The sequence below is a fragment of the Nocardia goodfellowii genome (genome assembly GCF_017875645.1).
Classification (GTDB): domain Bacteria; phylum Actinomycetota; class Actinomycetes; order Mycobacteriales; family Mycobacteriaceae; genus Nocardia; species Nocardia goodfellowii.
Map to the genome: position 1 here is coordinate 4,120,127 of NZ_JAGGMR010000001.1, position 12,424 is coordinate 4,132,550.

Here is a 12,424-nt window from a genome sequence, read left to right on the forward strand (position 1 = left end):
GTCCTCACACCTTGATCCCGGCCGCGCGGTCGGGATCGTCTGCTGTTCGGACCACGGTGACCGGATGGCCGCGCCGCCGCCACGGCAGCCACCAGTTCGCCGGACCCATCAGCTGCACCAGCGCCGGAACCAGCAGCATGCGCACCAGCGTCGCGTCGAGGAGCAGGGCGGTGATCATGCCGACGCCGATGAACCGCATGGGGGTCAGCGGTGACAGCGTGAACGCACCCGTGACGAACACCAGCAGCACCGCCGCGGCGGTGATCACCCGGGCGGTCTTGATCGTGCCGATCCGCACCGATTCCGCGGTGTCCGCGCCCGCCTGATGGGCTTCGGACATCCGCGACAGCAGGAACACCTCGTAGTCGGTGGACAGGCCGAAGATCACGGCGATGATCAGCACCATCATGCCCGCGTCGATCGGGCCCGCGGTGACACCGAGGAGACTGCCGAGGTGACCCTGGTTGAAGATCCAGGTCAGCACGCCGAAGGTGGCGGCGAGACTGAGGAAGGCCATGGCAACGGCCTTGAGCGGCAACACGATCGACCGGAACGCCACCAGCAGCAACAGCACCGTCGCGAGCACCATGGTCGCGATCATGAACGGCATCCGGGACAGGATGGCGTCGATGCCGTCGCGGGCCGCGCCGGTGTCGCCGCCGACCTCGATCGTCGTGCCCGCCGGCGGCGCCACCTCTCGCATGGCGCGGACCGTGTCCTGGGCGGCGGGGCTGCGGTCGCCCGCGTCGAGGAAGGCGTGCAGCACCACGAAGTCGCCGGTGCGGCCGACCTGTACGACCGAACCCACACCGGGGACGGCATCCAACTCCCGCAACGCCGCGGCCAGCTGCGCCGACTGCGGCACCGCCCCGTCCACTCCGCGCAGCACGGCGGTGGCCCCGGTTTTGGCGCCGGGGAACTTCGCGCCGAGCTCGTCGACCGTCTGGCGCATGGCGTTGTCCGCGGGCAGCGCTCGATGGTCGATCTCGCCGAGCCGGATGTCCAGCACCGGCGCGGCCAGCAGCAGCAGGAGCGCACCGACCGCCACGGCGACCGTCCCGGGCCTGCGCAGCACGGCGTCCACCACCCGGCCCCAGAACTGTTCGGTGCGATCCTGACGGGCCGCCTTCTTCGGTTTCGGCCGGCCGATGCGATTGCCGAACAACGCCAGCAGGGCCGGCAGCACGGTCAGCGACAACAGCGCCGCCAACGCGACCGCGGCGATGGCGCCGAAGCCGAGCGAACGCAGCACCGCCTGCGGATAGACGAACATCCCCGCGAACGCGCAGATCAGCAGCAGGGCGGAGAAGGCGACGGTGCGGCCCGCGGTGGCGCAGGTGCGCTGGATCGCGCCGGGGACGTCCCGCCCTTCGCCGATCTCCTCCCGGAACCGGTTGACCAGGAACAACCCGTAGTCGATGGCCATGCCGAGCCCCAGTAGCGAGGCGATGTTCACGGCGAACGTGCTCACCTCGGTGAACTCGGTGAGCACCCGGATCGCGCCCATCGAACCGGCCACCGCGAGCAACCCGACCACGACCGGCAGTGACGCCGCGACCACGCCGCCGAATACCAGCACCAGGATCAGCAGCGTAATGGGCAGCGAAATCGATTCCGCGACAACGAGATCACGCTGCGACTGGGTGGTGATCTCGGTGGATACCGCGCTGTAGCCCGACAACCGCGTATCGATGCCGGGAACGCGCAGGGCCGCTTCGAGTTCCGGGTAGACCGCGAGGCGGGCGCTCTCGTCGCCCGCGGTGAACACCACCGCGATGGCCTGTTTCCCGTCGGTGGAGCGCAGCAGGGCCTTGCGCGGCGGCGGACTGTTCCAGTAACTCTCGACCGGCTTGGCCAGCAGCTTCGGATCGATGTGGTCGAGCCGCGCTTTCACGTCCGGGCCGATGTCGTCGACGGTCTTTCCCTCCGGCGCGGTGTACAGCGCGATCAAATCGGCGTTCTGCGGACCGAAGTGCGCGCTCACCAGCTGATCGACCTGTGCCGATTCACTGTGCGGATCGGTGAACCCGCCCGCGCTGAGGTTCTTCGAGGCGCCGACGCCGTAGAGGCCGAACAGACCGATACCGGCGACGACCAGCGCCAGCACCAGCTTGGGGTGCGCGATGACGAATCGGGCCCAGGCGGTCATCGAGTGCCGCCGGAGTGGGTGGTTCGGTGGCCGGATGCGATGGTGGTGCTCAAGTGTGCCTCTGCTGCGGTCTCGTGGGATCGACTCGCTGATTCTGTCCGGTCCGGGGTGGTGTCTGGGGCAGCGGGTCAGGATCGGACGGAAAGTTCCTGTTCGAGCATCTGGACGATACGGTCGAGCAGATCTTCCAGACGCTGCTCGAGTCCGGCGCCGTTGCGCGCCGAGACGGTCAATTCGGTGCGTCCGTCGAACTCCATCAACCCGAACAGCAGCGGCATGGCGACGCTGTGCTGCGGGAGCGTGAAGACGGCGGTCGGCTCGAAACCGGGGACGGCGAGCTCGTCGCGGGTGAATCGGCCCATATGGGAGACCGTGGCCGAGGCCAGGTTCCGGCCGTGGTCGGCCCCCATGCGGTTCAGTGATCGCAGCAGGGCGCGGTTGGCGGCGTCGGGAACCATGGTGATCTTGGTGGCGGCCATCTGGTTGAGTTCGCGGCGCTCGGCCAGACCGGACTTGATCTCCGCCTTGACGGCGGTCCACGGCGTGCCGGGTTCGATGTCCAGAAACAGCGGCAGCGCCAGGTTGGCGGTGGAGCGCAGGCCGGGATCGTGGCGGCGCAGATCGACCGGCATCATGATGCGCGAGGTCCCGGCGGTCCGGTCGGCCAGCAGCGCGGCGACCCGGGCCAGCGCCCCCGCGCCGCTGGCCTGGATTGTGCGGCGCCGCAACAGGTGTCGCGGCGCGTGCGGCTCCTGGCGGCCGTGGCCGAGCGCGCAGCGGTAGGTCGGCACCATCGCGGCCGGCCGGCCCGGCGCGCCGATCCGGCGCACCAGTTCGGCGTCGGCGATCGGGTCGGGCAGTTCGGCCGGTGTTTCGCCGCGCAGGACCCGCAGCACGCTGGTCGCGAACAGGACCATGCCCCTACCGTCCATGACGCCGTGAAAGACGCGGAATACCACCGTGGTCGGCGTGCCGGTCAGCAGCAGTACTTCGACGGTGGAATCGGGCGACGGGCCGATCGGTCCGGTCAGCACCGGATCCGTCTCGAGTTTCGGCTCCGCGAGCGAGTGCCCGGCGACAACGCGGACAGCCGGGGCGATACCGCTGTCGATCCATTCCTTACCGCGCCGCACCAGGCGCGCACCGGGACACGCTCGCGCGGCGACCTCGACCGCCTGCCGCAACTGTTCGGCGTCGATGGTGCCCTCGCCCGGGATGACGAGCTGCATGAGAAACGGCGGCGCCATATCCCGCATCGGGAAGTACATGCGCTCGGTGGGTGAGATCGCCCGGCGGAAAGTCATCGCACCTCCTTGGTGAGTTCGGCTACGCCGCCCTGGGTTTCGAGCCAGGCGAGGAAGCCGGCCAGACCGGTCTCCCGGTCCATGATCGGCCGATAGCCGAAATCGCGGGTGGCGGCGCGGGTGTCGTAGGTGGCGCTGCGAGTCATCAGCGCGACCGCGTAGCGCGACAGCGGGGGAGACCAGCGAGTCGCGATGAACGGTATGCGCCACAGGGTTTCGATCGTGGCGACGAGGGCGTTCAGTACCCGCGGGTTCGGCCGCCGGGTCGGTGGGTCGTATCCGAGCCGACCGGCGACCTGACCGAGGAATCGCCACACATCGGTTCGCTCGGCGTCGGCGACGAAATAGGCCTTGCCGCCCACCGCGTCCGAGCCGGCCGCTCTGACGCAGGCCTCGACGATATTGTCGACATGGCACAGCGAGGCGTAGATGTCGCGGCCATAGGACAGATCCGGCAGCGTCCCGGCAGCCGTGCGGCCGAGCAGGCGCACGATCGGCCCGGAACGATCCCCCGCGCCCCAGATCGCCCGCGGTCGCAGCGCGCAGGTGCTGAATTCCGGTGTGTGCGCGGCTAATACGGAGCGCTCGGCGGCAGCCTTGGTTTCGGAGTACAGGTTCAGGTAGCGCCGCGGATACGGCACCGACTCGTCGACATCGAGCTGATCGCCACCGGCGTAGTCCATCATGGCGCTGGGACTGGAGATGAACACGAACCGGGTGGCGCCGTTGCGGCGCGCCGAATCCAGCAGATGCTCGGTCGCGGTGACGTTTTCGGCCCAGAACTGCGCCCGGGTACCGCGTTCGTCCACGCGCGCCGCGCTGTGGAACACCACATCGATACCGCTGGTCGCGGCAGCCAGGGAGTCCGGATCGGCGAGGTCGCCGTACACCAGCCGCACCTGCTCCCGAGCGGCACCCAGGTCGGCCAGGTCGCTGGTGGGCCGCACCAGAATCGAGACCTCGTGTTCGCCGTCGGCGACGAGCCTGCGCACCAAGGCGCCACCCAGAAAGCCGGACGCGCCGGTTACCAATACCTTCATCGCGTCTCCAGGTCGGGAATGGTCCGGATGTTCGCGACCGCGTCCTGCGTTCGCCAGTAGGTCAGGCCGAAGATTTGGGTCAGCACAGCGGTTTTCACCGGATCGCGGCCGTCGGCGGTACGAAGCGCCGCCGGGATCTGCGCCGCGTGCACGACAATGCTGAGGAACGCGTCGATCCACCAGAGGACCCGCAGCGCACGGTTGCGCGGTGCCCGGCCCGCCACTCCGGCGAGCAACCCGCCGAAGAGATAGATCCAGCCGAGAACCGGAATCGCCTGTAGCGCAGACGGTTTCATGACGCATCCACCTGCTTGGCCGCCCACACCGCGAGCTGTTCGCGGCCGATCTTGGCGTTGTGCCGAATATCGACCGGGAAGCCCGGATGGACGAGGAAGTGCTCGATCGGTTTCGTCAGCTCGAATTGCGTTGCGCGGCTGAGTAGTCCGCTGATGGTCGCGCCCCGGTCCGCGCCCTCGGCCAGTTCCACGCACAGCACCGGTCGCTGCGCGCCACGGTCGCCGACACCGACCAGCGCAGTCCGGGAGACGCCGGGCAGCGCATTGAAGATCTGCTCCACCTGCACCGTGAACATCGGACCGTCGGCGGTCCGCACACGCTGACTCTTGCGCCCGCAGAACCAGATCCGGCCCGCGTCGTCGATCCAGGCGAGATCGCCGGTGCGATGCCAGATCACGGCGCCGTCGGCGATCTTGCCTGCCCGGTTGGCTTCGTCCGGCCAGTAGTAGCGGGTACTGACATTCGGACCGGAGACGACCAGTTCGCCGATACCGCGAATCTGCTCCAGGTTTCCGGCGAGCGCTTCCGCGTCCGCCCAGGTGGCGATCGGCTCGTCGGTGATGGCGACCAAGCGGGCGCGGACCCGATCGGACGGTCGTCCGATGCAGGTGCCGTCACCCCGGTGAGCGCGCTCGACGAGACCGTCGAGGAGTTCGCGGGATTCGATGGTCGACATCGGCAGCGCCTCGGTGGATCCGTACCCGGCGAACACCTGGGCGTCCGCGCGCAATACCGCGCGTAAACCGGCGATACACCAGTCCGGCACCGGCGCACCGCCGGAGAAGATGCTGCCCAAGGTGCTCAGATCCGCCGGATTCGATTCCAGGTGCCGCAGCAGCGGAATGAGCAGCGCGGGCGAGGCGAACATGGTGCGCACCTCGAATCGCCGGATCGCGTCCACCACATGCGCGGGATCGGTGGAGCCGACCTTGCTGGGTATCAACGGCGGTAGCACGCATCGGGAGCCGAGCAGCAGATCGAGAATCCCCACCAGCGGCAAGGTGATCAGCGAGGTGTCCGGCGCCACCGCACCGCGCGCGGTGTGCACCTGCTCCACCATGGCGGCCAGATTGCCGTGGGTCAGTGCTACGGCCTTGGCGGGACCTGTACTGCCCGTGGTGAATCCGATGACGAGCGTGTCCGCCGGATCGGCCGGGACTCGCTCCAGCAGTACACCGGTCGGCGTGCGGCCCCAGCTGTCCAGGGTCGGCCCGCCCCAGAACCAGCGCTTGCCGACGGTGACCACGGTGCGGACCCGCCGGAAACTTCGCGGGAACAGCACTCGCAGCGCGTGCGCGGGTGGGATGCCGATGAACGCCTCCGCTTCGACCGCGCGCAGGCAATGCACCATCCGGCGCACTCCCATACCCGGATCGATGACGACCGGTACCGCGCCGATCTTCAGCAGTGCGAACAGGATCGCGTACAGCTCGGGGCTGGGCAGCACCAGCACGATGGTGCGGGTGCCGCTGTCCACGCCGGACACGATCAGCCGTTCGGCGATCGCGTCCGACCACGCGTCGAGTTCGCGGTAGGTGAGTTCGCGGTAGGCGGGTAACCCGCCGGGGCCGGTCCCGTCCGGGTAGATCACCGCGGCCCGATCCGGTTCCGCGCGGGCGAACGCGCGGAACCGATCGATGGCCTGCCAGTAGGTCGCTGTCATGCGGTCAGCCGGTACAGCACGGCCGCCGCGGCAGGCCCGGCGCCCGCCGCCACGAACAGCACCCGGCTGTACCCGCCCAGCGAATCCCGCGCCACCGCGTGGTCATAGGCGAGCGGCAACGCCGCGGTATGCGGATCGCCGTCGGACAGATCGGGGGTTCGCACCGCGTCCTGGTCGATGCCGAGGGCGTCGGCGAGCAGCTTCGGGAACTGCGGCGACGGCGTGGAGGCGATCAACGCGATACCGGAAAGATCCTGATCGGCCAGCGCCGCCCGCGCCGCCTGGACGGCCACCTCGAGCAGCCGGTCGGTGAAATCCGGGTCGCGCTCGACCGTCATCACTGTGCGCCCGACGGTGCCCATGGTGGCGGTGTCGACGTAGGACTGGACGGCCGGGCCGCCCGGCCCGGTCGCGGTGTGCACCTCGCCGAAGCCTTCGGTGTCGTCGCAGCGCTCCAGCAGCAGCGCGGCACCGGCTGTGGCGTAAGGGAATTCGTCGTCCGCGGCGAAGCGGGTGAGCGAGGGATGGGTGTCACCCGAGACGATCAGCACGTGCTCGGTGCTGCCGGTCGCCAGGATCGAGGTCGCGACCTGCACCGCGTTCAGCACGCCGACCGCGCCGTTCATCAGGTCGAACGAGAAGGTCCGGGCGTCGTCCTTGGCGTGGTAGTCCAAGCCGATCCCGGCGGCCTTCTGGATCAGCGCCGCGATGGCCGGCTCCACGGTGTTGGAATCGCGGAACACGCCCGTGTTGATCAGCACGCCCACCTGCTCGGGCCCGATCCCCGCGCGCTCCAAGCTGATTCGCGCGGCGTGGCCGCTGTGCTCGACGATGCTGTTGGTGCCGTTGCCGCGGCTGGTGCCGGTGGCCTTGATGCGCACGCCCATGTCAGAACCTCAGACCTTCAGCGACGAGATGGTGGTGGACAGGAATCCGGCGACCACGCCGGAGGCCGCGGGGACCATCAGCACCTTCGAACCCGCGGCGATGTTCTGCTCGCCGAGCTGATCGTGCAGCACGATGAAATGTGAAGTGGTGGAGGTGTTCCCGTATTTGTGGATGACGTTGAGGTCGGGCGGCATCGGAGTGCCGAACTCGCGGGCCGCGATCGCGTTGGCGTAGGGCACGGCCGCCGCGCCGAACTGGTGATGAATGATGTAGTCGAACGCCTCGTCGCCGAAGGTGCTGTCGCGCTGCTCCAGGAAGGAGCGCTGCGCGTCCGGCCACAGCATGAAGCGCGCTTCGTTGTGCATCTTGCGGTTGTCGGTGTACAGCGCTACGCCGGGAGTTTTGTCGCTGGGCATGCCCAGGCACAGGTGCGAGTGCTCCGCGGCGGTCAGTAGCTCGATGTAGTGGATCTTGTCGGCATCGTCGACGGCCTCGTCGAGCACGACCGCGCAGCCCGAGTCGCCCACCGACAGCGACGCGAATTGCAGATCGTATTTCTCCGAGATCTCTTCGACCGCGGTTTCGGCGATCGGAGTAATGGCCTCTCCGCTGACCACCAGTCCGTTGCGGACCGCGCCGGAACGGATCATCCGATCCAGAATGTAGGTGCCGGTGAGCATTCCGGCGCAGGCATTGGAGACGTCGAAGGTAATGGCCTTCGTGGCGCCGAGCCGCTTTCCGATGAACGAGGCGAACGACGGCTCCATGTACATGCGAGTCGCGTCTTTGCTGCGGGTGATCGAGGTCGAGATGATCACGTCCAGCTCCGCCGCACCGTAGCGTGACCTGGACAAACAATCTTCGGCGGCCTTCATGGCGAGGGTGAGGGAATCCTCGTAGCTCTCCGGGCGGGTGTCGTGCACCCGCCGTTCTCTGATGCCGGTGATCTTTTCCAGATCGAATGCGGGGGCTTCTTTCAACCGCGCGATCAGGTCATCGGTCGAGACGATATTGGAAGGCAGATAAGCGCCGATGGATTCGAACCGAGAATGCGACACATGGGCTCCTGGGAAACGCTGACAGATAAGACCGGCGGATCGTCGGTGATCATCGGCGGGCGGAACATTACCCGAGGGTAAGTATCGATCGGAGAATCGTGGAGTGTGCCGAATGTCTCTCGGGGGACCCAGCTTCCAGATATCTGTGTCATGAAGTCTCACAAACTTCAACGCCTCTGGCTATGGCGGTCATCCCTGTCGGGAGCTGGAGCGCGATCTGCTGGCGACCGGCTGGCAAATCAACTGGTGCGAGGGCCGCTCTCGGCGGATGCTGATGAGGTCACGGGGTCGGTTGTGAGTGATGTCACGGCGGTGGGCCGGGACTACCTGCGCTACTACGGGATTCGCTCGATTGCGGTGGGAAACCGGCCGCCCCGCTCGCCGGTCACCCGCGGAAGGGGCTACTGGACAGCCTCGGTCAGCGAGCGCCGTCGCGCCCCGCGCACCAGGCTCGATAGTCTGGAGGTATCGAGGGCGGCGCCGACGGCCCGCCGTGTCCGCGGCCGGGTGCCGCGCCGACCGGAGGAATGACGAGCTATGACCACCGCTGACGAGCACGTCGACGTGCTCATCGTCGGCGCCGGACTGTCCGGCATCGGCGCCGCCTACCACTTGCGGAAGGCCTTCCCGCACAAGAGCTATACGATCCTGGAGAGCCGCGAGAATCTCGGCGGCACCTGGGATCTGTTCCGCTATCCCGGAATTCGCTCCGACTCGGATATGTACACCCTCGGCTACCGGTTCCGGCCCTGGCTGGGAGAGAAGTCCATCGCCGACGGGCACACCATTCTCGACTATCTGCGCGACACCGCCGTCGAGAACGGCATCGACCGGCACATCCGCTACCGGCACAAGGTGGTGCGCGCCGAGTGGTCCTCCGCCGAGAACCGGTGGACCGTGCGCGCCGAACGGGGCGACGCGGGCGAGTCCGTCACGCTGACCGCGGATTTCCTGCTCTCCTGCGCCGGCTACTACCGCTACGACGAGGGCTACACCCCGGATTTCGCGGGCATCGAGCGCTTCGGTGGCGCGGTCGTCCATCCGCAGCATTGGCCCGAGCACCTCGATGTCGAGGGCAAGCGGGTGGCGCTGATCGGCAGCGGCGCCACCGCCGTCACCCTGGGCCCCGCGCTCACCGACCAGGGCGCGCACGTCACCATGGTGCAGCGTTCGCCCAGTTATGTGATCTCGATGCCCGCCGCGGACCCGCTGGCGCTGCGGGCGCGAAAGTTCTTGCCGCCCAAGGCTGCCTACGCGGTGGCGCGCGCGAAGAATGTCGCCCTGTCCACCGCCGTGTACCAGTTCAGTCAGCGGTTCCCGGACAAGATGCGTGCCCGGATCCGCGCTTGGCAGCAGCGCTGGCTGCCGCCCGGCTACGACATCGACACCCATTTCACCCCGCGCTACAACCCGTGGGACCAGCGTCTGTGCCTCTCGCCCAACGGCGACTTCTTCCGTGCGATCCGCAAAGGCAAACTCGACGTCGTCACCGACACCATCGAGACCTTCACCGAAACCGGACTCCAGCTGAGCTCCGGGCAGACCCTGGACGCGGACATCGTGATCACGGCGACCGGACTGAATCTGCAGGCTTTCGGCGGCATGGATCTGCTGGTCGACGGCGAGACCGTCGAGATGGCCGACCACCTGGCCTACAAGGCGATGATGCTGTCCGACGTCCCGAATTTCGCGTTCGTCGTCGGCTATACCAACGCCTCCTGGACGTTGAAGGCCGACTTGGTCTCCGAGTATGTCGTACGGCTGCTGCGGCACATGGACGACCACGGTTACGCCCGTTGCGTTCCGGTGCACGATCCGTCGGTCGGTAAGGCGCCGTTGTTCGCGAACTTCATGCCCGGCTACGTCCTGCGCGCCGCGGCACTGTTCCCGATGCAGGGCGACCGCGCGCCCTGGAAGCTGCGGATGAATTATCTCCGCGATCGGCTCGCGCTGCGGCACGGCTCGATCAGCGACAGCGCCATGCGGTTCGAACGTGCCGAGCGGCGCGACCCGGTGCCCGCCGCCGGGTGACGAGCGACTCCCGGCAGCACTCCCAATGTAAGTAACAACTCCATGGAGAAGTTCACCGGCCGGAAGTAGCGTCCGGCCGGGTGCCGATGACGACGGTGGCGTAGAACTCCTCGGATTCGGCGACCCGCCCGGTCAGACCGTGCTCGGTGAGCACCGCCAGCGCCACCGGCGCTTGTGCCGCACTGGATTCCACGAAGAGGTGACCGCCAGGCGCGAGCCAGTCCCGCGCGTCGGCGACCACGCGCCGGAAGGTGTCGAGGCCATCGGGTCCGCCGTCGAGGGCGGTGCGCGGTTCGTGGTCGCGGGCCTCGGGCGGCATCCGGGCGATCATCTCCGAGGGCACGTACGGAGTGTTCGCGAGCAAGACGTCGATGCGGCCGCGCAGTTCGGCGGGCAGCGGCTCGAACAGGTCGCCCTCGTAGACCGGAGCCCGCAGCGCGGCGAGATTGCGGCGCGCGCACCGCACCGCGACCGGCTCGATATCGGCGGCCGCCAGCTCGACCGCTATACCCTTCTCGGCCAGCGTCGTCGCGAACGCCAACCCCAGTGCGCCGGAACCACAGCACATATCGACCGCCACCGGCCGCCGCGCGATCATCCGGGCCGACTCGACGGCCTGGTCGACCAGGAACGCCGTCCGTTGGCGCGGTATGAATACTCCCCGGGACACCTCGACCCGCATGCCACGGAACTCCACCCAGCCCAGCACATACTCCAACGGCCGGCCTGCGACCCGTTGCGCGACAAGCGCATCCAGATCAGCCCCGGTTTCTGCGGCCGCCTCGATCAGCAACCGCGCCTCGTCCTCGACGAACACACACCCCGCCGCCCGCAACCGGGCCACCACATTCCCACTGTCCGCTGCCGTCACCCGGCCATCCTGCCCTGCCCACCTGCACCGCTCCAACGAATATCGGCAGCGCCGGAGTATGGCGGTTCCGGCTGACCGCGAGCGGCGTGCGGGTACCGGTGGTGCCCGACCCGGCGCAACGCGCGGTGGCTGAACCTAGCGAGCGGTGGCGAGCTGGAAGGTGCGTGTGGCGTCGAGGTAGATGCCGCGCTGGGCGTGCCTAGCCGGGGGCGGCAGCTGGGAGACGAGCTGCTCCATGGACGTGGTCGCTCCGACGACGCGCGTGCCCGCCACCATGAAGTCGGCCACGGCCCGGCGAATGTGATTGGGAGAGGTCACCACGACGGCGCTGTCGGCACCCAGGTCGCGCAGCACCCGCGTGCTGAACAGAGCGTTCTGCACGGTGGAGGAGGCGCGGGTCTCGATGTGGATGCGGTCGGCGGGCACGGCCCGGCCGACCAGCCAGTTGCGCATGGCCTCGGCCTCGGTGATCCCGTTCTGCGGTGCGCCGCCGGTGACGACGATCGGCGAGAACGGCGCGGCGATGGCCTGGATCCAGGCGGCGGTCAGCCGGTTGACCAGCTCGGGTCGCAGACCGCCGTCGGGCAGCAGCCCGTAGCCGAGCACGACGATGCCGGTGTTCGGGCCGATCAATGCTGGGAGCGGATTGGGCAGCGTGCCCGCGGCGGCGCCGACCGCGTGGATGACACCCTGGGTGCCGCCGGCCATCGCGGGATCGATGCCGTTGAGCCGCGTGAGCGAATCATGCACGGCGGGTAGGTCATTGGCGTAGTGCGACCAGATGGCGTGCAGTGCCAGGGCCTCGGCGTCACCGGGGTTCGCGTCGATGACCGCCCGCAGGTGGGCGCGGCCGGCGGCGTCGTCGCCGTCGGTGAAGGCCCGCTGGGCGGAGTTGTAGAGGGCGTCGATATCGGCGTCGGCCTGGGCGGGCGCGCCGGTCAACCCGGCGAGGGCGGTGGCCGCGAACACGGCGGTGACGAAGGGTTTCCAATGCCTCGAGATCTTCACTACAGGTGACACCTTTCCGCTGGTGCCGAGCGTCGGGAGCTCGGCAACTGGGGTATGCGGGTACGTCAGCTGGCAGTTAGCCGGTGGCAAGCACCATCACGATACGACTGGTCGA

At 68.4% G+C, this 12,424-nt stretch carries 10 protein-coding genes; 1 reads left to right on the forward strand and 9 read right to left on the reverse strand.

The genetic code is table 11. From position 1 onward, the window contains the following. Positions 1-4: 4 nt before the first annotated feature. The 7 genes from BJ987_RS18900 to BJ987_RS18930 all read right to left on the reverse strand — a co-directional run bounded on the left by BJ987_RS18900 (position 5) and on the right by BJ987_RS18930 (position 8,399). Positions 5-2,149 (reverse strand): MMPL family transporter, encoded by a 2,145-nt coding sequence (locus BJ987_RS18900; RefSeq protein ID WP_209891715.1) that lies wholly within the window; start codon positions 2,147-2,149, stop codon positions 5-7. A 128-nt stretch (positions 2,150-2,277) separates the two neighbouring features. Continuing rightward, positions 2,278-3,453: a peptide synthetase gene (locus BJ987_RS18905; protein ID WP_209891718.1), complete on the reverse strand. Its 1,176-nt coding sequence runs from the start codon at positions 3,451-3,453 to the stop codon at positions 2,278-2,280. Further along, a complete protein-coding gene (locus tag BJ987_RS18910) occupies positions 3,450-4,493 on the reverse strand; it encodes an NAD-dependent epimerase/dehydratase family protein (protein WP_209891721.1) in 1,044 nt (347 codons plus the stop codon). Before BJ987_RS18910 ends, BJ987_RS18905 begins: the two co-directional genes overlap by 4 nt. Further along, positions 4,490-4,789, reverse strand: coding sequence for a hypothetical protein (locus BJ987_RS18915; protein WP_209891724.1), 300 nt, complete (start codon positions 4,787-4,789; stop codon positions 4,490-4,492). The genes BJ987_RS18910 and BJ987_RS18915 overlap by 4 nt, the downstream gene beginning before the upstream one ends. Further along, a complete protein-coding gene (locus BJ987_RS18920) occupies positions 4,786-6,453 on the reverse strand; it encodes a fatty acid CoA ligase family protein (protein ID WP_209891727.1) in 1,668 nt (555 codons plus the stop codon). Before BJ987_RS18920 ends, BJ987_RS18915 begins: the two co-directional genes overlap by 4 nt. Next, the gene (locus tag BJ987_RS18925; RefSeq protein ID WP_209891730.1) at positions 6,450-7,340 is read right to left on the reverse strand and encodes a beta-ketoacyl-[acyl-carrier-protein] synthase family protein; all 891 of its coding nucleotides are present in this window, start codon (positions 7,338-7,340) and stop codon (positions 6,450-6,452) included. The genes BJ987_RS18920 and BJ987_RS18925 overlap by 4 nt, the downstream gene beginning before the upstream one ends. 9 nt (positions 7,341-7,349) lie before the next feature. Beyond that, positions 7,350-8,399, reverse strand: coding sequence for a 3-oxoacyl-ACP synthase III family protein (locus BJ987_RS18930; RefSeq protein ID WP_209891734.1), 1,050 nt, complete (start codon positions 8,397-8,399; stop codon positions 7,350-7,352). Positions 8,400-8,936: 537 nt separating this feature from the next. Between BJ987_RS18930 and BJ987_RS18935 the strand changes: the two genes are divergently transcribed. After that, positions 8,937-10,430, forward strand: a complete 1,494-nt coding sequence (locus BJ987_RS18935) for a flavin-containing monooxygenase (protein WP_209891737.1) — start codon at positions 8,937-8,939, stop codon at positions 10,428-10,430. Positions 10,431-10,482: 52 nt separating this feature from the next. Here the strand turns inward: BJ987_RS18935 and BJ987_RS18940 are convergent, their stop codons facing one another. Beyond that, on the reverse strand, positions 10,483-11,301 hold the full coding sequence (locus BJ987_RS18940) for a putative protein N(5)-glutamine methyltransferase (RefSeq protein WP_209891739.1): 819 nt from the start codon (positions 11,299-11,301) through the stop codon (positions 10,483-10,485). A 135-nt stretch (positions 11,302-11,436) separates the two neighbouring features. Further along, positions 11,437-12,309 (reverse strand): YdcF family protein, encoded by an 873-nt coding sequence (locus BJ987_RS18945; RefSeq protein WP_209891741.1) that lies wholly within the window; start codon positions 12,307-12,309, stop codon positions 11,437-11,439. Positions 12,310-12,424 lie beyond the last annotated feature (115 nt).

Bases quoted from the DNA above. Each gene is read 5' to 3' on its own strand.
- BJ987_RS18900 (WP_209891715.1), bottom strand. From the start codon at position 2,149: ATGACCGCCTGGGCCCGATTCGTCATCGCGCACCCCAAGCTGGTGCTG.
- BJ987_RS18935 (WP_209891737.1), top strand. From the start codon at position 8,937: ATGACCACCGCTGACGAGCACGTCGACGTGCTCATCGTCGGCGCCGGA.
- BJ987_RS18905 (WP_209891718.1), bottom strand. From the start codon at position 3,453: ATGACTTTCCGCCGGGCGATCTCACCCACCGAGCGCATGTACTTCCCG.
- BJ987_RS18920 (WP_209891727.1), bottom strand. From the start codon at position 6,453: ATGACAGCGACCTACTGGCAGGCCATCGATCGGTTCCGCGCGTTCGCC.
- BJ987_RS18915 (WP_209891724.1), bottom strand. From the start codon at position 4,789: ATGAAACCGTCTGCGCTACAGGCGATTCCGGTTCTCGGCTGGATCTAT.
- BJ987_RS18925 (WP_209891730.1), bottom strand. From the start codon at position 7,340: ATGGGCGTGCGCATCAAGGCCACCGGCACCAGCCGCGGCAACGGCACC.
- BJ987_RS18910 (WP_209891721.1), bottom strand. From the start codon at position 4,493: ATGAAGGTATTGGTAACCGGCGCGTCCGGCTTTCTGGGTGGCGCCTTG.